General features: G+C 51.1%; 16 protein-coding genes and 1 tRNA gene. 5 read left to right on the top strand and 12 right to left on the bottom strand.

Annotation, left to right across the window (positions count from 1 at the left end):
* Positions 1-12 precede the first annotated feature (12 nt).
* On the bottom strand, positions 13-780 hold the full coding sequence (locus NFR28_RS01645) for an AIM24 family protein (RefSeq protein ID WP_251178097.1): 768 nt from the start codon (positions 778-780) through the stop codon (positions 13-15).
* A 214-nt stretch (positions 781-994) separates the two neighbouring features.
* Positions 995-2,710: an FAD-dependent oxidoreductase gene (locus NFR28_RS01650; RefSeq protein WP_251178098.1), complete on the bottom strand. Its 1,716-nt coding sequence runs from the start codon at positions 2,708-2,710 to the stop codon at positions 995-997.
* Positions 2,711-2,935: 225 nt separating this feature from the next.
* Between NFR28_RS01650 and NFR28_RS01655 the strand changes: the two genes are divergently transcribed.
* Positions 2,936-4,447, top strand: a complete 1,512-nt coding sequence (locus NFR28_RS01655; protein WP_251178099.1) for a helix-turn-helix transcriptional regulator — start codon at positions 2,936-2,938, stop codon at positions 4,445-4,447.
* 597 nt (positions 4,448-5,044) lie between these two features.
* On the opposite strand, the gene nrfD is transcribed toward NFR28_RS01655, so the two are convergent.
* Genes nrfD through NFR28_RS01675 form a run of 4 tightly spaced genes read right to left on the bottom strand, consistent with a single transcriptional unit; the run spans position 5,045 to position 9,545 of the window.
* Positions 5,045-5,944: an NrfD/PsrC family molybdoenzyme membrane anchor subunit gene (gene nrfD, locus NFR28_RS01660; RefSeq protein WP_251178100.1), complete on the bottom strand. Its 900-nt coding sequence runs from the start codon at positions 5,942-5,944 to the stop codon at positions 5,045-5,047.
* Positions 5,945-5,949: 5 nt separating this feature from the next.
* A complete protein-coding gene (locus NFR28_RS01665; RefSeq protein ID WP_251178394.1) occupies positions 5,950-6,489 on the bottom strand; it encodes a 4Fe-4S dicluster domain-containing protein in 540 nt (179 codons plus the stop codon).
* Positions 6,489-8,657: a molybdopterin-containing oxidoreductase family protein gene (locus NFR28_RS01670; protein WP_251178101.1), complete on the bottom strand. Its 2,169-nt coding sequence runs from the start codon at positions 8,655-8,657 to the stop codon at positions 6,489-6,491. Before NFR28_RS01670 ends, NFR28_RS01665 begins: the two co-directional genes overlap by 1 nt.
* A gap of 45 nt (positions 8,658-8,702) precedes the next feature.
* Complete coding sequence (locus NFR28_RS01675) at positions 8,703-9,545, bottom strand: 4Fe-4S binding protein (protein ID WP_251178102.1); 843 nt, start codon at positions 9,543-9,545, stop codon at positions 8,703-8,705.
* Positions 9,546-9,845: 300 nt separating this feature from the next.
* Here NFR28_RS01675 and NFR28_RS01680 point away from each other — a divergent pair, with 300 nt between their 5' ends.
* Positions 9,846-12,002 (top strand): aldehyde ferredoxin oxidoreductase, encoded by a 2,157-nt coding sequence (locus tag NFR28_RS01680; RefSeq protein ID WP_251178103.1) that lies wholly within the window; start codon positions 9,846-9,848, stop codon positions 12,000-12,002.
* 107 nt (positions 12,003-12,109) lie between these two features.
* On the opposite strand, the gene NFR28_RS01685 is transcribed toward NFR28_RS01680, so the two are convergent.
* Positions 12,110-13,894, bottom strand: a complete 1,785-nt coding sequence (locus NFR28_RS01685; RefSeq protein ID WP_251178104.1) for a helix-turn-helix transcriptional regulator — start codon at positions 13,892-13,894, stop codon at positions 12,110-12,112.
* A gap of 400 nt (positions 13,895-14,294) precedes the next feature.
* On the opposite strand from NFR28_RS01685, the gene NFR28_RS01690 reads away from it, so the two are divergent.
* Positions 14,295-14,933: an iron-sulfur cluster assembly scaffold protein gene (locus NFR28_RS01690; protein WP_251178105.1), complete on the top strand. Its 639-nt coding sequence runs from the start codon at positions 14,295-14,297 to the stop codon at positions 14,931-14,933.
* Positions 14,930-15,976 (top strand): hypothetical protein, encoded by a 1,047-nt coding sequence (locus NFR28_RS01695; protein WP_251178106.1) that lies wholly within the window; start codon positions 14,930-14,932, stop codon positions 15,974-15,976. Before NFR28_RS01690 ends, NFR28_RS01695 begins: the two co-directional genes overlap by 4 nt.
* A gap of 456 nt (positions 15,977-16,432) precedes the next feature.
* Here NFR28_RS01695 and NFR28_RS01700 read toward each other — a convergent pair.
* A tRNA-Leu gene (locus NFR28_RS01700) sits at positions 16,433-16,519 on the bottom strand.
* Between the two features lie 68 nt (positions 16,520-16,587).
* Positions 16,588-17,454 (bottom strand): CPBP family intramembrane glutamic endopeptidase, encoded by an 867-nt coding sequence (locus tag NFR28_RS01705; protein WP_251178107.1) that lies wholly within the window; start codon positions 17,452-17,454, stop codon positions 16,588-16,590.
* A 165-nt stretch (positions 17,455-17,619) separates the two neighbouring features.
* Between NFR28_RS01705 and NFR28_RS01710 the strand changes: the two genes are divergently transcribed.
* Positions 17,620-18,357 carry a TraX family protein gene (locus NFR28_RS01710; RefSeq protein WP_251178108.1) on the top strand — a complete coding sequence of 246 codons (738 nt, stop codon included), beginning with the start codon at positions 17,620-17,622 and terminating at the stop codon, positions 18,355-18,357.
* A 10-nt stretch (positions 18,358-18,367) separates the two neighbouring features.
* On the opposite strand, the gene NFR28_RS01715 is transcribed toward NFR28_RS01710, so the two are convergent.
* From NFR28_RS01715 to NFR28_RS01725, 3 genes are all read right to left on the bottom strand, one after another.
* Positions 18,368-20,026: an LCP family protein gene (locus tag NFR28_RS01715; RefSeq protein WP_251178109.1), complete on the bottom strand. Its 1,659-nt coding sequence runs from the start codon at positions 20,024-20,026 to the stop codon at positions 18,368-18,370.
* A gap of 126 nt (positions 20,027-20,152) precedes the next feature.
* Positions 20,153-22,369: a MurT ligase domain-containing protein gene (locus NFR28_RS01720; protein ID WP_251178110.1), complete on the bottom strand. Its 2,217-nt coding sequence runs from the start codon at positions 22,367-22,369 to the stop codon at positions 20,153-20,155.
* Positions 22,370-22,543: 174 nt separating this feature from the next.
* Positions 22,544-22,915: an Hpt domain-containing protein gene (locus NFR28_RS01725; RefSeq protein WP_251178111.1), complete on the bottom strand. Its 372-nt coding sequence runs from the start codon at positions 22,913-22,915 to the stop codon at positions 22,544-22,546.
* Positions 22,916-22,941 lie beyond the last annotated feature (26 nt).

Here is a 22,941-nt window from a genome sequence, read left to right on the forward strand (position 1 = left end):
CGCTTTGAGTCTTTAGTTTGCAAACGCGGTCGGCGCCATGAGCACTTTGCCCGTTCCACGATACACGTTTACCAAACCTTCGCCCGAAGCTGCTGATCCCAACAGTGACTTCGACGAACGCTCCACCGTAAAGTTAAGCGAAGACGACCAAGCAAGTGCTTGATTGCCATCAATTTTTAGTGTGTCGTTATCAAGGGTGATCTCAATAAGCTCTTCACGTGGACAGGGAGATTCCAGTGCTAAGGCGCCGTATCCGTTAATTGAAAGATTGAATAAGCCTTCGCCACCAGCAACCGCTGACGAAATATTCGAGCGCATCACAATTGAGTGCTGGAGGCTTGAATAGCAAGCCAAAAAGAGCCCGTCATCAAGCACAATGCTATTACCCCATTCGGCAACATCCAGCAAAATAATGTGCTTATAGGTGGGTTCTAAAACCAAAACGCCAGAGCCTTTATATTCAGGTTTCACAGCGGACTCACTAGTCACCGCACCGCGAACCATCTTTCCCAAAAAGTCACCAGCGCCTTTAACGCCAGAGGTCAGTTCAACGTCGCCTACCATCCACTGCATGGCACCGCTTTGCACGGTAACAGGCGCTTGCGAAAGATCGCAAATTACCTGACGACGACGAACATTCATCTCAGAACTAAACCATGCTGTGGATGCTGTTTCGGGCATAACTGACAAGTCGCGCTTCCATTCAATCACCTTAAATGCGCCAAGCTGACTGAGTACAGAAACATCGTCGTTACCCTCAAAGTTGCTTATTTGAAACATACATCCTCCTATTACTCTTTTGTGTTGATGTATCTCTTATGAGCGCAGTCATTATATTCCTCTGCGCCGATCAAGAGAATATCAGAGCATAAAGAAACACTTTGAGGGCATTCGTGCCTGTCTTTTGAAGCGGTTGTATCGAAGATGAAACGGGCGGCGCAGGGAGGGAATGCGCCGCCCAATGAGTGATCAAGCGTACAGGTGTAAACGAGACTTACTTCGTGCCCAGCACCTTACCAATGGTATATCCCATCAGGCAATTACGCGTGTGTGATAAGCAGTTCAGGTTATGCGGGTAGGTGTTATAGAACATACCACCCGAAACGATACCAGCTGCATACAGACCTTCAATTGGCTGACGATCAACTTTGAGCACCTGACAGTCAGTATTAACCAACAAACCGCCAGCCGTGCACAAGCCGTCCGCAAATTCCTTCGTTGCATAATACGGCGGCGTATCAATAGTCATCATCATAGAACCAGGCATATCGAAATCAGTATCTTCGCCCGCAGCACACATTTCGTTCCAGTGTTCAATCGTTTCCACAAAGGTATCTGGGTCTACACCCATTTGCTCTGCGAGCTCTTCTAAGGTATCAGCTTTAAAGGCATTTTCGCTTTGAGCGGCCGCAATCCAAACTTCTTTGGGACCATAGCACGACGAGCTTGGCGTCCAAATTTTGTCAATCTTGGTATCAAGCGCACTGTCAACAATATAGAAATCGTAGGTGCCTGGTTGATACTGAATTGCCATCGCTAACTGGCCATAAGGATCGTATTCAGGCGTAAAACGCTTGCCTAAATTGTTCACGCGAACAAATGGCATAAGCTGCTCAGGGTCAAGCATAATGGGCTGCGGGAATTCGTCCTCAGCAGCACCAATTGCAATGCCCATCTGCAAGCCGTCGCCCGTATTACCAAAAGCACCCGTCAGCCAAGCACCCGGTACACCACGCGGACGGCAGCGTTCTTTGAGCATCTGTTCATTAAACTCATAACCACCTGTTGCCAGGACAACGCCTTTTGCGCAATTGTATTGCTCGTATCCATCGGCGCTCTTCACGATAACGCCAGTAACCTTACCCGATTCGTCAGTTACCAACTGACATGCCGGAGTCTCAAAGCGAAGCTCAACGCCTGCATCGGTCAAAAATCCTGCCAAGATATCAGCAAGATCACCTGGCGCGTACGGCAAATTCAGTGATGTGTTCCACGAGCGACTCAATGCCGTTGGATCATACTGCTCGCGAAAATCAGGAAAGTCCCCTGCGGCAAACGTGAGCGGATAATCGTTAAAATCTTGGTTATCAAAATGGCTGATATACCAATCAACTGCTTCGCCATTGTTTTCAAGATAATGCTGATAAAGCGTCATGTCTGCCTGGAAAGAGCAGCCAATCATAGCGTCTGACATCCACTCTTGTGTGTCATATTCCATGCCCCAAAACTTGTGAAGCTCAGAGTTGGTGCCTCCGATTGTCGCGGAGTTATAGTTGCCGCGCGTTTGTTTTTCAACAGCAACCGTCTTCAAACCATGCTCGGCGCACGACAGCGCCGCGGCGTCGCCTGCTGGCCCTAAACCGCATACGACAACATCAACATCATGCGTCGCAACAATTTCGTCTGCAGAGATAGGCTCGGCCACGAATGCGATCTTACCTTCGCCCGCAGAGCCAACGGTAACTTCCTCTACAACAGGCCATACTGCTTTCGCAGGATCAGTGGTCTGCATGCTTGTGCTAGCCGCAGCATCACTTACGCTACCATCCGCAGCAGCACTTGACGCTGCCTCTTGCGGAGTTTGCGGAGAGCAGCCCGCCATGCCCGCAGCAGCTACTGCACCAGCAGCCATCATACCAGCCAAAAAGCCACGGCGGCTCACCCCTTGTGAATGCGTTTCTTGCGTCATGTGTTCCCCATTCTTGCTCATAAGTAACTCCCTCCATTTCGTATGATGTTTTCGCGCGACTTACCTTAGTTCGCGCTGCCACATTGAGGCGGAGTTTGACATGTCAGGAAGGGATCAGCCATCTACCGAAAGGGTAGATTTTTACAAAGCACCTGATCAGAAAGGCATCTTATTAAAGACTTTTTGAAATGCCGAGTTCACAGGCATGCCCTTGCGCTACTATTCATATAAGGAGGGAATAACAGCATGAAGACTCATCAGGCTCACATGAAAGCCATTGGTGGAAAACGCTCATGGGCAACAGTCATTATTGGCTCAAGCGCACTTTGGGCATGGGGGTTTCTTGCTTACCTGAGCCCCATCTTCATTCCCGAAATCTTGCCATCAGAAACTCTCTTCACTGACATTAAACTTGAGATGGGCTTCTTCGTATCGCAAGCAACCGTCGTTATTTTCGCAGCTTTTTTGCTGCTAGCAACACGCAAATATGCGCTCTCTGTTGGGCGCGCTACCCTATTTGCTTGTGCGGTGTTGCTTACTGCGGCAACCTTTTCGCTTCCAATTACCCTCGCCTCAAACAATCTCATCTTGCTTATTGCTTGCGGTATTGCGAGCGGCGTTGCAGCAACAATTCTTGGTGCAGCTTGGGGCACGCGGTATTCGCTCGAATCGCATGATGTTTCCAGCATCATCCTTCTGTCGTTTCTTGCCGCATATGCGCTTTATCTTGTACTTAACGTCTTACCTGCTCATGTTGCAGGAATCATTGCTGCACTGCTTCCCATTCTTTCATGGCTGTTGTGGCTCAAAGACGCGTCCGCTCGCCACGACAGATCTCGCGAGGTGTTCCCTCAGCCACATTCAACTGAACCACAATCAATGCCGGGCGAGGTCACGGCAGGCATTTGGGAATCGCGCATTTTACCTTGGAGGACTATCGGCATTATCGTAGTAGCATCTTTTATTGGAAGCACCATCGCCTCTCTCATCATGGGCACATCCTACGACGATGCTGCAAGCCTCTTTCCTGGAGGTATTGCTGTATGCAGCTTTATAGCGCTCATGGCGCTCATCCCGTTCACTGCAAGCCGCGAGGCGTTCGCCGTTTCTCAGCTCTACCGCATTACCATCACATTCACGGTGGTTGGGCTGATTCTGATCATGATCCTTGGCACGAGAGGCTTGGCTGTTGGAGGCGCTCTCATTCAAGGATGTGCGATTTTTTTGCAACCGCTCATTTATGTAATCGTCACACGTACAACAAGATCTGAAGGCTTGTCTCCACTCCTGTCTTTTAGTGTTGCCCAAGCGGTTATTGCTGGCGTCTTGCTTGCTGGCAACTTATTAGGCAAGCTGCTTTTTACGTGGTTCGGAGCTTATTCGCTGGTGCTTGATATCACCTGCGGCGCAAGCGTGCTCGGCCTCTTTTTCATGTTACTTGCACTTGTTCCCAAACGCGCTACACCAAGCGATGAACCTGTTGCCTCTTCGCCCTCCGGCACAAGTACGCCACCCCTTGTTGACGAAACAACCTTCGCGAAAATGCACGGTCTTACTGCCCGCGAAACAGAAATTCTTGGCTATCTGGTACGCGGTCGATCTTTGCCGTACGTAGCAAATGAGCTGTTCGTCACAACTGGAACTGTAAAAACCCACGTTCGACACATCTATGCAAAAACCGGCGTAAACAGCAAGCAGGAACTTTTGGATGCGGTCGAAAAGTTTTCAGACGGCGACCAAGAGATGCCAGGAAGTTAACAACACCGGCGCGACCTGCATTACGCGCGTGATCACCCTGCTGCGACCTAGGAAGATGGCGAAAATGCGCGCACCGAGCTGGTGGTCGCACTGATCAGACGCCCCCGGCCGGGCTGGTGTTCACCCTGTTCAGGCGGCTGTCGGAATGAGCGGTGTGATAAAACTTTCTATAAAACACCAAACTTTGGCAGGAAAAGTGCCTGATTAGGTGGATTGGGCCTCAAAATGGCTGGAAAAGTCGCCGATTAGGTGGGTCGTCCTCCAAAAACCGCCTAATCGGGCACATTCCCTGCCAAAGTTCGTCAAAAACCGCCATATTTTTGTTCATCTCTGTAACAAAATCGTTGCACCAGATTTGCACCAGCTTTGCGCAGGTTTGCACAGACCTGCACCAGTCTCGCGCAGACCCACACAGCTTTGCTCAGATTCACACAGTCTCGCACCAGTCTCGGCAAATTTCGCCCTATTTTGCTGTTGTCGCAGGTCAACCCCCATTGCCGTAAAAGAAAGGTGCAGCTACCTTGTGAGCTGCACCTTTCCGAGCGAGGCACGAAGAGCCTACTGCTTTATATTGCTGTGCGAACCGCTATGCGCACACTAGAAAATCCACGGTTGCACGATCGTGATCGGAAGTGCTGCACTCACAATCAGCAGACGAAGCACAAAGCCACCAATCAGTACACCAAGATCAGAGAATCCGCTGATCATCTGCCCGGTACGAGAAGTCTCCATCTCGTGACCAGCAAACCAGAGCATCCAGCATTCAAGCGCAATCGGAATAACCAAACCGATCGCAATAAAGAGCACCCAAAACGCGATTGCCCATGAGCCGCTCAGCAACGTCATGACACTATCCCAGCCAGCTTGCGAGGGGTTTGCGGCCGTGATAAACAGCAGCGCCATAACCAGCACGATCTCAACAACTGGCAGCCAGAAGTGAAACTTCTTCAGCGACACGACAGCGTTAAACTCAGCTGGCGCCACAAACACACCAGCCAACAGTACAGCAGCCATACCAGTTGACATAGCAGATACCAAAAACAGAATCGGCAGTATTGCATTGTTCCACAGCGGGAATCCTTGGCACACACCCAGCAAGCAGCCAGTGTATACGGCCACACAAATGCCCATGATCATGCCAATGATATCAAGCCATTTCGGGCTTTCTTTGTGCATGAAGTCCATGATGAGCACAATAAGTGCAACCACCACAAACACCGCCAGGAACACAACACCCCAGGTCATAACGGAGCCAAAGTTCGTCAGCAACAAAGCGAAACGCAGCGGGTGCGTAAATCCTGCGTAAGCGTCAGCCATCAACAAGCACAAGCCAATGATGACTACAACTGGCGCAATAATGTGCCCCACAAAAATGAGCTTCTTGCATTCCGGATGGCGGAAGCGGATAAATACGGATGTGACGAAGGCGCCACCACCCAAACCAGCTAAGAAGAGATACCACGCAATGATGGATCCCCAAATGGGTTCGTAGGTCATCTCAATCACCTCACGTAATAGATCTTCGCGCGCGTTAAATCGCCCGCAATCGGATGAGCATCGCGCTCAACAATTGCCTTCGACAATTCTGAGTTCGGATCATCCAAGTCTCCAAAAATACGAGCATGCGTCGGGCAAGCCTCTACGCAGGTACAAGACGTCGTACCGTTTTCAGTTTGCACCGCGCAGAAACGGCACTTATCAACAGCACCAGTCTTGGAATTGCGCACGCGCACCTGATAAGGGCACGCAGACATGCAATACAGACATCCGATGCATCGACCCTGGTCAACCTCGACAATACCATCAGCACCCATATGCGCAGCACCGGTTGGGCACACACTTGCACAGGGAGCATCTTCGCAATGCATGCATTGCAGCGGCACAGACTCTACGCTGACCGTCGGATACGTTCCGGTCTCTTTGTGCTCGTAGCGAATAAATCCTTCATCGGGCAGAAGATCGTTCTGCCTCTGACACGCCGTACGACAGCTATAGCAGCCAATGCATTTGGTCGTGTCGATCAACATTCCATAGCGTGTCATCATGCACCTGCCTTCGTTATCGTGACCATGCTCTCCTGCAAAAGCGGTGCGCCGTAGCCGGTCTCAAGGGCAAATGGTACAAAGCTTGCCTGACGAACACCTAAGTCATTCGCATTCTTTTCGTCTTCGTTTTCAACACCATAGTGGCAAGCCATATAAACTGCCGAAGGCTCAATCAGCTGCGTAACGTGCGCGTTGAGCGTGGCGGTTGCATGATCATTGGATATCGTAACCTTGTCGCCTTCTGCAATGCCTGCGCGCGAAGCCTCGTCAGCATTAATCCAAATGCCTTCCAGGTCGTACTCTTTGGCAATGTCTGCAAGCGGCGCTAAGTTGGTTAATTCGGTGGCGAACAACAGCGCCTGATTTCCTGTTGTCAGACGATACAAACCTTCGGTCTCATCTGAAGCAGTGGGAGCAACCCATACCGGGCAAGCGCTCACGCCAGCAGCATCGGCTGCAGCACTTACGCACTCAACCTTGCCACTTGCGGTCGGCCAAGCACCAGCTTGTACCTCAGGTGCGGCAACGTTACAAGAAACCGTACCAACCGTGCAAGCGCCATCGTAGTTGGTGCCCAAGCAAGAGCACAACGCCTCTGCAGCTTCTTCAACCGTCTGCGGGAATGGTGTAGAAACACCAGCTGATTGTGCCACGGCGGTCATAATATCAGCTACTGACCAAGCATTATCAACAGCCGGCTCAACTACTGCAGACGACACTGTTACAACCGGCGTCTTTGCGCCTGAGACCACAGGGATCTGAGCGCTTTCGCTCCACTCTAATTCGGGAAGCACATAGGTGCACTGCTGCGCCGTTTCTGTCATGATTGGCGTCACTGCCACCGTGAGCGAACAAGCTGCCAGCGCCTGTTCAACATAGGCGGGGTCGGGATATTCAGCCACAATATTTGCATCCACCAAAACCAGGCCGCCTACACTGCCATCATGTGCAAGGCGAATAAGCGTTGCAGCTGATCCGTCAACTGCCAGCGGAGCTTCGGTTGCCGTGATGTCGGTTGCGGTAGTTGCAACTGGAGCAAAAGCGCAACTTGTCCAGTCAACAGGGGCTGCAACATATGCGCCGCCCTGAGTATTCCAGCATCCCAAAACGGTGTTTGTAAGTGCAACCGCACGAGCAAGTTCGCCCGTGTTGGCATACGAGCCACCAAACATTGCCATCCAGGTCACGTCAATACATGCGGCCGGCGCTGCATTAGCCAAAGACTTCGCAAGTGACACAATTGCATCTGCTGGGACGCCGGTTATTTCAGCTGCCCATGCAGGCGTATAGTCACTCAGAGCAGCTTTCCACTCAGCAAGACCTTCCATGGTGGCAGCTGCAGCTTGATATAAAGCTGCGTCGTTAAGCAGCTCGTGCGCAAGCGACAATACAAGCGCAAGCTCAGTACCAGCGCGAACGCCCATAAACTCAGTGGCCAAGCTGGAAGATTGGCTCAAGCGGCTATCTACCATCACAATTTGAGCGCCAGCCTCTTTTGCGGCTTCCAATCCTGCCACTGTTCCAGGGTCAGGAGCGTCAATAACACTTGCGCCTAAAATGACAAGCACCTTCGCATGAGCATAATCAGGCTCATAAGCGCTATAACCAGTGGCCAGCGCTAATCCTGAAGCAATTGAACTATTCGCCGCAGAAGCACTCACGTAGCTGTTCGGGCTTCCGAAGGCCGCCAACAAACGCGTGGTATACCACTGCGCTGTGGAGGTACCATCGGTAATAGCAGCAATTGCTTGTGGACCTTGGTCGGTTGCGATGGTTTTGAGATTCGCAGCAATCTCAGTGATTGCGGTATCCCAGTCAATTTCGTCATAGAATCCAGCTGCATTCTTGCGAAGCGGCGTGTTGAGTCGTTCTTCAACCTGAGATGCGGTTGCAGAACCAAAGCCACGCGCACACAGCGTTCCTGCAGCATACGGATGGGTTGAGTTGCCGATCACTTTATCCAAGGATCCGTCAACTACATATGCGGCATATCCGCACTGTTTAGGACAGGCGCTGCACTGCGTGTTGACAACCGAAGCGGTATGTTCGGCGGCTTCCGCAGCGTCCGATGCGCAGCCATACAGTGACGTGCCCGATGCTGCTAACGCAGCAGTGGCAGCACTGGCGGCTACAAATCCACGCCTGGTAATTGCCTTAGTCATCATTGCTCTATCCTCTCTATTAGAAGGTATATCGATTGGCGAATTCGCCTACGACAAACCTTCGACGAGGGTGGCATCTGGAATCAGCGTTGCGGTTGAAACAACTCCGTTATCCAGTACCTTTTGTGCAATGTCTTCCCAATCAACAAACTTGATTGCACCGTTGGGGCACTGCTCGGCACAACGGCCGCATGAGATGCATTTGGTTGAAGTGCCTGTTTGTGCATTTACGCGCGGCATATTCCAAGGGCATGCAGCGGTGCACATGCCGCAACCAATGCACACTTCGTCGTCAACAACACGTGCGCCTGTTTCGGGATCAGCATAAATTGCATGAACCGGGCAGTACTTTGCGCATTGCGGGTCAGCGCATTGCAAACAACCTTGCACGGTGAATTGACAGTCAGCAAAAATGCCGCCGCCGGTTCCTACGCCTTCGCCGAAGTTATAGTGCTCCCACACATGAACGCGTGAGATTGATTGCTGGGTAACGCCATCGTTTTTCAGCGTGCACATCATTTCGCAACGCTGGCAACCCGAGCAACGGGCACGGTCGGTCACAATCATCTTTGTTGGGGTGGTACGCAGATCAATGCGTCCAGAGGCAATGGCTTGGCTGGTTACTCCCCAGGAAGCCAAGACGCCACCAACTACCAAACCAGCAACGCCGCATCCAGCCATAGCAAGAACTGATCGACGGGTAAAGTTTGAGTGTTTGGGCTCTGCCTCAGAAGTAGTTGCAGAAGTGTCAGTTACAGGTGCAGTAGCAGCTGTAGCCTTCGCGTCAGAAGCTGCTGTCTGCGCAGCTGCTTCAGTAGTAGTAGAAGTCGTAGAAGCCTCAGAAGGTGTGACCTTTGGCTCTACCGATTCATTTTTATGGGTGTCAGTCATCGTGAACTCCCCTCGCTCTAATATTTCGCTCAGTAGAGAACTCGAGATTACTAACGCCGCGCAACGATGAGCATATTAACCATCAATGGAGGGTTTGTGTACCCTAATTGAGGGGTTTTTGAAGACGTTTTCTCCCTGCTTGCTCTTGGTAAAACTCTCGTCAACGATTCGTCATATTTTGTCCCCTCATTTCGGGGACGTACCCTGTTTTCCCCTCATTTATAGTACAAAGCAACGACAACTCCAGATTACCGACGTGCCGCGCAACAAAGAGCACACGAAGAGATTTGGAGCTTCATCATGGCAGACACGAAACTGGACCCGACCAAGTCGTATGGCTGGACCGGACGCATCCTGAGGGTCAACCTGACCGATGGAACCATCACCACCGAATCAACCGAACCTTATAAAGACTATATCGGCGGTATGGGCCTGGCGAATAAGATCATGTACGACGAAGTGCCCGCTGGCACCGACCCGCTCTCTGTTGAGAATAAAGTTGTTTTCGCCGTTGGTCCGCTGACTGCATCAGGCGTACCCCTGGCAGGACGTACAACTATTTGTTCACTTTCAACCTATACCAAAGACCATCAAGTTGTTGATGCTCACTGCGGCGGTATGCTTGGCGCTGGCATCAAGAAAGCTGGCTATGACGCCGTTATTTTGGAAGGCGCATCCGACGAGCCGGTATATCTCAAGATTGATGACGACGATGTTGAAATCAAGTCCGCTGACAAAGTATGGGGTCTTGGCACCCGCGCCACCACTGAGGCGCTTTCACGTCGCGAAGGCACGGACTTTTGCGTTGCAACTATCGGCCCCGCTGGTGAAAACCTGCTTCCCTATTCCTGCTTGATCAACTCACGTAACCACTCAGCCGGTGCTGGCTTGGGCGCCGTTATGGGTTCAAAGAAAATCAAGGCGCTGGTTGTTCGCGGTACGAAGCCTATTTATGTAGCCGATCCTGAAGAGTTAGCGAATTTGTCTGACTACATGCTTCGCGATATCGTTGGATCAAACAACAACCACGTTGTCCCGTCAACTCAGCAAGAGTGGGCTGAATACTTCGACAAAGGATCACGTTGGACCGCTCGTGATGGTCTGTACTGGGCACTTGCTGAAGGTGGTCCCATCAATACCGGCGAACCTAAGCCAGGCGAGATCAACACAGTTGGCTATCGTTGCATGAAGTCAACAAAGGACGACGGTCCGGCTGCTGAGCAATACACCATCAAGATGAATGGTTGCCACGGCTGCCCGATCCACTGCTATTCAGACATGCGCGTTGGCGAAGTTGCCGCAGATGGCGGCTACGAAACCACCGGTAATACGTGCGTACCAAACTTCCCCTTCAAATATATGATTGGCATTTTGGGCGACAACACCACTGTTAAAGATGATAGCGAAGAATCCCTCATTTGGAACCAGGTTATTGGTTCTACCGTGGACGACTTGGGTCTGTGGTGTAACTATGCACAGCTGTATCGTGATATCGCTCACTGCTATGCAACTGGTGTTTTTGAGCGCGTTCTTCCTGAAGAGGAATACAACTCAATTGACTGGGATATGTTTATTAACAATGATCCTTCAAAAATGCCGGCTTTGCTTACTAAGATTGCTCAGAACGACTCAGAACTTGCTTATGTTGGACATGGCACCTATGTATGGACAGAGCGCTGGGACGACACGAAGTGGAATGACACCGTTGCCTCTTGCATGATCAGCCCGCGCGGCTGGCCGGTGCACCATTCACAGGAATGCTTCGGTCAGGTTGGCATGCTCTACAACACGCTGTTTAACCGCGACGACATGATCCACTCAGCTGTTAACCTGCAAGGTTGCGGCCTGCCTATTGAGCTTAAGAAGGCAATTGGCGCAGAAATCTTCGGTAGCGAAGAGGCGGTTGACCCCGATAAGGACTACACGCCAATGAACGAGTACAAGGCGAACTTTGTCTGGTGGAGCGTTGTCACCGACGTGCTTCATGACTCGCTGACCTTGTGCAACTGGGTATGGCCGATGGCTATGAGCCCGACAAAAGAGCGCGACTATCGTGGCGACCTTGATCTTGAAGCGAAGTTCATGAAAGCCGTTACGGGCGAAGAGTACACCACAGAAGAGCTCTACAAAGCTGCTGCAAAGATCATGACGCTGCAACGTGCAAACACCGCTCGTGGCATGACTGACGAAGCCGGAAACATGGGCACCAACGACTTCCGTAACATTCACGACGTGTATACCGAGTGGCCATTTACGAAAGATCCTGACATTGAAGTCTTCACCGAAGGCACCGACAAGATGGACAAAGAAGACATCCAAAAGGGCTTGACCATGGTATATGACTGCTTTGGCTGGGATCCTGAACTTGGTTGCCCCACAGCAGAATGTCTTGACTACTATGACATGCCCGACGTCAAAGAAGACCTGGCAGAACTGGGACTTTTACCTGACGCATAATATTTCGCCCTCCAGCACTGACCCCGCATAAGGGTCTCCCGAGAACCCCGCCTCCATCCCGAGGGCGGGGTTCTCGCTTTCAGTGTCTCAAAATACGTATGCAAAGATTATTCGCTATATGCTTCCAGGTATTCCAGAATCTCTTGACGCGAATGCATGCCGCACTTGCTATAGATACACTTAATGTGCGTATGCGCTGTTGACGCGGTAATGTGCAACTCTTCGGCAACTTTTTTCTGAGTGTGCCCCAACGCATACAGCATAAGCACATCCATTTCGCGGTCTGACAGCAAGAACTGCTCGCCCATCTGTCGAACGCTTCGGCGCATTGAATCACTCAGGGTATTTGGCACTGCAAACTCTTCGTTTACTCCAAACGCCACTGCCGAAACTCTGCTCTCTTCTTGGCTTATGCTGGCGTCGGGGTTTATATCACGCACTTCATCTTCAACCTCTTGCACGCGAGAATCCGCAAGAGGCGTTGTGGGTGAACATCCTTCGGTGCACTTAATACAACGCTGCGCACGCGCCAACATCAATGCCGCATAAGCTGCCTCAAGGTCAGCAGATCGCTGATCAGCAGCCTGGCGCACCGTTTCAAGAAGTTTCTGTTGTGCCTGTTCAAGCGCTTCGTTGCTCAGTTCCATATCGTGTTGCGCCTTCGCAATCACTTCAGCTTTTTCAGCCTCGCTTCGCTCTATATCAAGCGAGTATTCACCGCGTTCAGCTGCAAGAAATTGGATCAAAACAACCAACGCTGAAAGCAGAATCAACGCACTCAACAAGGAGTTTATAAACAAATCATTGCCTGCAAGAGGATAGATATAGAGAAGCAACATGCGAGCCACCGAGCGCGATCCAAAACAGACCACCCATCCAACAGCCGCATAAACATAGGGGTCTCTGTCACCAAAACTGGTAAAAGCAATGATGACATAGAAGCAATATGCGCAGATTAAAATGTTGAGGGTGTTAACGGCAACCGCGCCAATCTCCCACTGCTGGTCAAATGCGCCAAAGAGCACGAGCGACAGAGATGCCAGCGAAACCATAATGACGACATAGCAAATGGTCATTGCACGTTCTCTGCGTCGAACAACCAAAACCAGCATGAACGCACATACCAGCAGAGACGACACCATATAGGCAAACCGCGTCGGTGGCGTAAAAGCAATTGGCAGCCCATCAGGATAACCGCGCAGAAAGCCATCAACAAAGCTCAGAACACCTACGCCAACCGTACATGCCACCAAAAAACGCGTGTCCTGCATTCTGTTTCGTGCGAAGGTGAAAAACGTGCGTGCGCGCCCGTGTGATCTACCTGGCAGCATTTGTCGATGCTTTTCTGCTGGTCCCATCAGGATAAATTGCGACACAATCAATACTGCACCAATGATGTTTTGCACGCGAAGTGGCGCGAATGAAATGGCATACACCAACACCACACTGACCATAAAAGCACAGAACACAAAAAGCGCCGCTGTCACTTCATCAGAGCCACGCAAGCTGCGCAACCAGTAAAACATGCAAAACGACAGCGCCAATGTGGATACCACGCTCAGCGCGAAACCTTCGCTTAAAAGGGTACCGTCAGTGCTATCTATCAGCGACAACGCAATTGAGCATCCCGCGGCAAGCGCCACGCTTATGCCGAACAGCACGCGAACAAAATCCGCAGAGAGCTCTGATCGGGAGCGCCCAAACACCACCAGCAGAATACCCAAGATGACACAAACAACCAGCATAGCGCCATCGGTAAAAATGCCATTATCTGTTGACGAATAACTTCCATAGCACGCAACTATAAGTGCAGTTCTGGCACATACGATGCCTACCAGCATCGGCCAAAACACCTTTAGTCGCGTAGTAATACCGCTCCACACCGCATTCATATGCGCTCCTCCACATCCAGTATTGCCTTCGATAGAACATCGGGCACTGGAGCCGTCTATCCTCCCCATGCAAAGACAAGCATCTTCATAATAATTCATTCATGTACGCTTATGACTACAAGTGTCGATTTTGTTACTCGCGTCTTACATCGCCGTCACCCTTGCCCGCGCCGCCGGCATCACCTTCGGCAGCCGCGTGCCGCCGGCATCTCCCGCCTTGCCGCCACCCTTGCCCGCGCCGTCTTCGCCGCTACATCGGGGCGTGTCTAACAAGTTTTTTAAGGTTACTAATCCGTTTCTCAACGTCACCTGAAAGAGGGTAATTGGAGTGGATTTGTCATGGTATCTTTTCGCCATGAAATACGTTATTAAGCATGCGTATACATAGAAGGGGCTGATCATGAGCGAAGGAAGAGATATTTACCACGAGCTTCCGCAAAAGGTGCTACTCCGCACGGCGGACGTGTATCAAACAAATGTCGATAACGGAGTTGTGGGATATTCCGATACACTGCTTGCCATAGTGGCAAATTTCAAAAACAACGGCATCCCTGAGGGCGCCAATGCTCAATCCATGGTAGGCAAATCAAAACGCGGCGAAGTTGCCTTTCGTCTGTTCGCACGGATTAATCCCGAGACACGCATCATTGAGGCTGCTGGATTTAAGACACGCGGATGCCTTGCTATGACCGGTTGCGCAAGCGCGGCGTGTGCGATGATTGAGGGCAAAACCCTTGATGAGGCGCTTACCATCACAACCGAGGACATTCGTACAGCAGTAGACGGCGTGCCCGCAAACAAGGCTAACACGCTTACGTTTGCGGTGGAGGCAATCCGCGCGCTTGTTGGAGATTTCTGGGTGCGCTCTGGTGCGTCGCTTGCAGAGCTTGACGCGATTGTTCCCTGCGATACCTATTCTGTTGCTTGCCTCATGTGTGAGCATTGCTCGCTTCGCGATATTCGCACTGATCTGCTCATGGCAGACTGGGATGACGAAGAAGCAGCGCAGCCCGTTATTGCCGGTGGTGAGCAGGCATGAGCGAAGAAGAAGAGATTCGCCAGGCAGTTATTGAGCTTTTAGCTGCTCAAGAAGCAGGTGAAGACATTTCCGAATTGCTCCCACAAGTTGATGGAGCAAATACACCTCTCAGTGCCGATGAAGCAGACGTAGCCGAGGCTGACACTCTTGATGTTGACACGCCCGAAGCCCGCGCGGCTGCTATTGCGCACGCGCTTGACGTGGCGCGCGCATATTCGCAGGCAAGCAGGCTGCTCACTCCCGCTGATTGGGAAGCATGCGGAATCGTGCCAAGCTTTATGACGTGCGAAGATCTTGAGATGGAAGTCTATGACCATCTCATGGAATACCAACAGGCTTGTAACTTAGATCAGTCGCTTGCGCCATTAGAGCCCTCATCATCGGAAGATGCTGCTGGCGAAGCTTCTAGTGTTTCACCTGATGGCGCCCACAATGCTCGGCGGCGCGTAAATCCGCATACTCATTCTAAATACTCGTCTTCTCCAGGCCGCGCAGTAGGAATGTCAGGCTTTAAGCGGCGCGCAAAAGCACCTTTGGAAGTTGCAGAAGAGGACATCGCGCCCGAGCCCGAGCTTGAGCCAGCGTCCGACACCGCGGTCAAGCCAGCGCCCGAGCCCGAGCCTAGTCCCGCACCCGACCCTCGCGAGAGCTACCCTGAATGCATCGACATTCGCCTCCTCATGGGCGCAAACAGCTATTATCTCTACGATTCGCGCGTCATGACTGACACCTATGCGCGCTGGTCATACCTTGCTGCAGAAAATGACCCTGTTGCTGCCTTTATTGAATGCGTCCGAGATGAATCGCGCACCTACCCTCGCCCTATGGCCATTACCAATCTTGCAAATCCGCCATTTCTTATGGACGCCGAAGCAGTAGAGGCTGCATTTGCAAGCGCGCTTGATCAGGGACGCGCCGACGACATTGAGCGAATTCAGGCAACCAACGGGGATGTCTACTTTTACTCTAAAACCTACCTCACGCCAACGCGTGCACAAAGCCTCGCGCAATATGATGCGGTCGAACGCGCCTTCAACGTGTAATGCCGCCAACTCAAACACGCATACTTCGTATACAAAACGCAGCGGCTGTTCATCCACGCAGAAACAGCCGCTGCATCTCTCTTGTTTATAAAACTTTCTATAAAACACCAAACTTTGGCAGGAAAAGTGTCCGATTAGGTGGATTGGGCCTCAAAATGGCTGGAAAAGTTGCCGATTAGGTGGGTCGTCCTTCAAAAACCGCCTAATTGGGCACATTCCCTGCCAAAGTTCGCCAAGAACCGCCAAATTTTAGTTCATCGCCGTAATAATAACGTTGCACAGATTCGCCAGCTCGTCGCCCTCATTCGCCAGATTTCGCCATACCCCCAGTTCAAAGCAACATTATGTCGAAACAGGCGAACGCGGGCAGCAAAACTGCGGCAGCTAGGTTGTCGCTACAAGTCTGCTGCAACAAAAAAGCCAGCCAAGGAAACTTGACTGGCGTATCTTTGAAAATGGTGCGGGCGAAAGGACTTGAACCTTCATGGGGTTGCCCCCATACGGACCTGAACCGTACGCGTCTGCCAATTCCGCCACGCCCGCAAATGCTTCGCAAGAACACGAAAAGCGTCGTTTATCTTATCGTACTTACCTTAACGAAGCAAGTACTTTTATTCATATGCGCAGATTTCCTCGCGCTCACACATGTCCGGACTTGTCTCACTTAGCATCTGACCTGCGGAGATAGCAGGTGCAAGCAGCAGCGCAGAGGTGACCGCCAACAAAATGAGATTCACCGGCTCGTTGGTCACCAGTGAGGCTGGAATACCGTACGCCATCATCACCGGACCAAGATAGAGGATGTCGAAAACAGCGTGCATTGCCGCTATAGACCAGAGCGATTTCGTCTTGATATAAAACGCCGCCATGATGAATCCAAACAGCGACGCTTGAATGAACTTGATAAACGTCTGAAGTTGTACCATCGCATAGGGCGAAGTCACGCCCGCTATTGATACATGCAAGAACCCAAAGAGTAACGCGGAAAGAATTGCAGCTTTGAATTTGGGGTTCGTAACCTTTCCTGGCCATTGGATGCGCGAAAAAGCGTTAATAACCAGCACTCGGAACAGTGCTTCCTCAAAAATGCCCGTAACCAGGCAAACGCCGCATACAACAAACGTGCGCATAATGAGCACGCCCTGGTCAAGCCCGCGCAAACTGCCATTTGTCACATAAAAAGTCACCAAGCCGCTAATGGCCGCAACCAGCAACACATATATCACCCAACGACCAAGCACCCCTGAAGATGCAGGTTTTGCCAAGGCTCGTTTGTCTGAAAACTTTATGATGACCAGCAAAATTGCACTTAAGAGCAAACCTTGAAACAGCGACCATACAGGCGTTGAAGCAGGAATGGTTTGAAACACAAACAGCGTCAAAACAAAAGCAACAACAAACGCAAGAAAGGGGTGAAGAATGACAGCATGAGCAGAGGGCGAAGAAAACGCTTGCGAATTTTCTTGATCTTTAATCATGTCAATCCCTCAGATATACCGAGCGCTTTGGTGCATTTTGTTAGTTACACGTTGTTGCCTGAACGTCGTCTATCAAGCAGCATGAACTACGACAAATTTAGTATACTTTGACACTCGTAAACAATTGTGAACGTCACAAGGAATTCCTATAGTTTTGGATCTCACATGACCAGTCAACATCTCTCGCAAGCATCTACTCCCCAAAAAGGTCTCTCTTCTTTCGCGCTTAAAATCTTCGCCATTGTTGGCATGACATGTAATCATGCCGCGTACATCTTTAACGCCTATCTCCCCTTTGAGGTGAGTTTCATCTTTTTTGCCATTGGAGGCATCACGTTTCCCACCATGGCATTTTTGCTCGTAGAGGGCTACAAACATACGTCGAATATTCGCAAATACGCGCTAAGGCTTTTTATCTTTGCCCTTATCTCGCAAATTCCTTTCAGCCTCTTTTTGGTGGCGTTTGAAGCAAACGTGCTTTTCACGCTGCTCCTGAGTCTGCTTGCAATGCATCTCTACGACCACATGCACAATCGCACGCTTTTCTGGATTGCGTTTGTGGGTATCGTAATTGTGACTTCGCAATGCGACTGGGGCATGATCGGCCCAGTTGTTGTGCTTATCATGCACGCGGTTCCTCATAATAAAGAGCGTATAATTTTTGCCATTCTGCTTATTATCTTCAGCATTGGGTTTCCCTCATTATTGGCATACTTTGCTACGCTTGATCTGGTACAACTCCCCTATGCGCTTTATGCCTTTGTTGGTAGCGGCATGTGCATTCCGCTCCTGCTTGCCTATAATGGCACACGCGGAAAACCCCTCAAGTGGTTCTTCTACGCCTACTATCCCGGTCACATTTTGGTGCTCGGCTTAGTAAAGTTGCTCGTCTTCGGTTTGTAATTTAGAGCAATTAATTCGTGTCAGAAGAGGCGGCAGGAGATTTCCAGTCGGCACCAAGCACTACCAAGAAATCGCCATCAAAAGCAAACGTCCCGTCGTTCAAAAATAGCGTTCCGCATCCAAGCTTGCGCTGTAATTCTTGCGCCAACTCTTGATTTGCGCTTGCGCCATATATCACCATCGTTTGCGGATAATCAAAACTGTCAGCGTTGCCCGAATCTACCCGATAACCCATCTCTTGAATGAGGCCAGCAGCTTCTTCACCTGCACCATTGATGCCGTTTCCATTACGTACCGTAACCAAACCATTGCGCCTAAGAGAGCCATCGGGATTCAAGCTTGAATCGCGCCCCTCAAACTGTCCTGTTCCTGAATCGGCCAAAATGGTGCCTGATACCTCATCAACTATGTCTTCTTCTGTAGGCGGCAGCCCCTGGTCAACACGGCGCATCATCTCTGCCCATGCTTCTTCGTCGGTAATCTCATACCAAATGTTGTTGATATATTCTGAAGTAGTGGGCTCCATTGCGGTATACATGCTCGTTGACGTATCAAGTCCTTGCATTGCCTGAGCAAGACCGATGATGTCAGTCAGCGACAAATCAGTAGTGACATAATTTGAGAGCGTCTGCACAGTGCTTGTCATGGTCACAATGTCTGATGACAGCAGCTTTTTGGCAATTGCGGAAAGCACTAAACGCTGATTTGCCGCACGATAAGAATCGCCATCTCCCATTTCGTCATACGCATGGCGCGAACGACACAGAATGAGCGCCTGATCACCATTGAGCGTCTGCAAACCAGCATCCAAATGTCCGCCCGCATCTGCATCATCAATGGTCATAGGCACATCAACTTCAATGCCGCCAAGCGCGTTGACAACATCGCGAAAACCGTCAAAGTTGATCTCGGCATAGTGCGAAATTGGCACTCCTGACATCTGCGAAACTACCTCAACACTAAGGCTTGGACCTTCAAGCGCATGGGCAGCGTTGAGTTTCTGATAGCCGTATTCGCCCATATCAACCATCGTATCGCGATGGATGGATACCAACGTAACTTGCTTGTCCACCGGGTCAATTCGCGCGAGCATAATTGAGTCAGTACGATACGCTTCGCCAAAATCTCCCGATTCATCGCGCTCAGCAGAACCATCGGTTCCCATGAGCAACATATAAAATGGCTCATTTGCCATATCGGTTTCAACTAAAACATTGCGAAGATCGTCGTCTACACCCGCGCCAAAATTGCCAAAAATGCCACCGATGTATCCGAATGCAGCAGTAGCAGCAAACAGCACGACAGCCAAAGCAGCTGCCGCAATCACAACAACCTTTTTGCGTCGTTGAGATTGGCGCGCCACGTACTGCTTGCGACTCATGCGCGGTGTCGGCGAAACACGCGAAGCTTGCGCGTCATCCCCTGCGCTACGCCCTCGCGCATGTTCTTGTGAATGCGCTGCCGAACGCGCAGATTGTTGCGCAGACTGACGCTCTGGGCGCACCCGCCCTACTGATTCGCCATACTGCTCTTGAGAACGAGTTCGTGAATAACGCGATGCAGGAGTTTGCGATCGCGAAGACATACGACGCGTTGCACCCGCATGCTGAGGCATGGGCGCATCGTCATGGGCATAATAGTCTGATTCATTGCTGCGTTTATAGTCCATGGAGGTATTTTGACATGGCTACACGCTTCCTTGCAAGACAAAGCGCCTATCTCTGAGAAAATCCCACAGGCGAAAGGAGTCGCGCGAACAGCCTTCGGTCACGTTGCGCTCTGTTTTTCTGCGCCCCTATGCACCCAGCTTGGCCGCCATAGCAGCATTCGCCGAAAGCTCAGCCGCATCATCAAGCGGCGCAAGTGGCTCATGCTTAATGCCGCTACGACGCGTATGACGCTTGAGTGCCTCGGTCAACAGATGGTCGGCTATCTCGGGGTTTTTCGCAAGCAAAGGACCGTGCAAATACGTGCCAATGAGGTTTTTATAGCGAACGCCATCGGCATGAGTTTGTTCGTTGTTGCCGCATCCAACCGATGAAGTAACCTGCCCGAACGGCTCTACTCCTTCGCCCAAATAGGTACGACCAGCATGGTTTTCGTAGCCAACAACCGGATGGGCTGCCAAAGGCGACGAAAGCGCAATGTTGTTGGTAAGTCTGTCTGCCGAAGTACCCGGTCGTCGCGTGGTCATGTCAATCAGCCCAAGACCTTCAACTGTTTGACCGTCCAAAAGCCACTCATGACCAAGCATCTGATAGCTGCCACAAATAGCAAGCAAGGGCCCATCATTTTCCACATAGTCTTTAAGGTCATCGCGCATTGCAACCACATCAGCAGAAGCAAGGCGTTGCTCTCGGTCAGGGCTGCCACCCATCATGACAAGATCCACCTGCGCTAAATCAATGGTGTCACCATGCTGTACGCGAACAACCTCAACAGGGATGCCGCGCCAGCGCAAACGCTGCTCAAGTACGCGTACGTTACCGCCATCACCGTAGAGGTTAAGCAGATCTGGGAACAAATGCGCAATGACAACAGGGTTGTCCGTAGGTTCCTCAACTCCGCCCGCCGCTGGCTCAACTGTGCCCGCAGCTGCTGATGGGTCGGAAGCACTCGCGGCTAGCTCCACAGCTGACTCAGCTGTACTCGTGTCCGCTGCTGCAGCTTCAAGTGCGGCCTTAACCAATGGCAACGACGTATAGTTTGCAATCACGTAGGCATTGTGCGAAGTGGGCAGCTTCTGCATGCGCGCAAGCAAATCCTCTGCACTCTCAACAACATCAGCATGAATGTCGGCATACTTCAGGCGCACTTGCATATCTTTACCTCGAATGCCACCTGCGAATACTTGCATGCGCCCGCTGTCTGCCAACTCTTCAAAATCAATATCCCACAACCACGACACATCACGACCGTCGGCTTCTTTATCATTAATGAAAAAGGCGACTACTTTAGGCTGATCATCTTGTGCCACAATCTTGAGGTTCTGATTGAATCCCGTGGGGTTTTTCGCCAGATTAAGCAAAACAGTCCGTCCCGCAATATCAAAAGTCTCAAGACGACCATTTTGTGGATTGAACGCGTCAATGGCTTGCTGAATTGCCTTCCCGCTGCAGCCCAGCAACTCGGCTCCAACAGCAACCGCCAGCAAGTTATACACCATATACGCACCATTAAACGGCGCACTAAGTGATATTCCTGCATTGTTTTCGCTCGGACGCACTACCTCAAATGCCACATGATCAGATGCAAGCTCTACATTCTCTGCAGCAAATTCAAGTGCTGGCCTGCTAAAACCGCAGCTAGGACAGATATATTCGCCCAGCTGTCCATATTGGCGAAAATCATACGTGAACATGGTGGAACACCGCTGGCACATCGTAGCATCAGTAACGGTATTCTGCGCAAGTCCCATGGACGCACTGACGCCAAATGCAATCGAAGGGGTATGCTCACGACCGACCGCCTGTGCTGCCTGCTCGGCAATGTAGGCACAAAGTGGGTCATCAGCGTTGTAAACCAAAACGCTTTTGGGCGAAGACGCAAGTGCACCCACAATGCTATCTTGAATTCTATCTATCTCACCGCATCGATCTAACTGATCGCGGAACAGATTGAGAAGTACGACATAATCTGCTTGAAGCTGCGGCAACACTTTCGCCAGCCACAGCTCATCGCTCTCAAAGACACCCCAATCAGCATGACCCGCATGCAAAAGCGACGTTGCAATGCCCGAATCTAAATTTGCACCCGTGCGATTGCAAACCACACTCATTCCGGCACATTCAAGCACATCAGCCAACAAGTTCGTCACCGTTGTTTTGCCATTCGTGCCCACAACGACAACAGAACCGCGCTCAAGTTTGCCACGCGCATCGCCAATCACTTGCGGATCCACATATAGTGCAACTTTGCCGGGAAAGTTTGCTGCCGGCCTATGGAAAAGGTGCTTTAAACCCCAGGTTGATGCCGCACTAATAACGCGCGCACCCGCATATCGCAGTCCCATGAACGTTATGTCTCCTTATGACTTAGAGCCCGTCAGCCTCAAAGCGCTTCTTCGGCGCTTTTTGGCAAATGGCGCAACTCAATGCTATTTCCTTGGTAATTTTGCCAGCCTTCACCAATTCGTGCAAACTCTTATCCATAGTGCGCATGCCTTCTGAGGCATTCACACCAGATGCTACCTGTTCAATTCGGACGTGATTGCGCCAATAACCAGCTCATATGCTTGTTTCGTTTGTTCAAGTAATGCAGGAGCCGCATCTCTGTTGGCGGGGGTTCCTGATTCATCCAGACGCAGCGCATCAGCCAACGCAGCGCTGGCCTCATACAGGGGCGTAAATCCCAGATCTCGTCCCGTACCCTTCATCGTGTGTGCCGCGCGAAAAGCCTCTGCGGTATTGCCTGATTCCCATGAGTCCAGCAAAAGCTGATAGCTGGTATCCTGCAAGAAGATGCTCATGAACTTTTTGATGCGCTCATCGGTGAGTAATCGCCCGCGAACACCCTCCAGGTCTCCGCCAAATTGCTCATAGCAGCTTTCAAGCGACATACACACGTCTCCTTCCTCTAGGCGAA

Source organism: Adlercreutzia agrestimuris (assembly GCF_943193125.1).
In the GTDB taxonomy this organism is placed as follows: Bacteria; Actinomycetota; Coriobacteriia; order Coriobacteriales; family Eggerthellaceae; genus Xiamenia; species Xiamenia agrestimuris.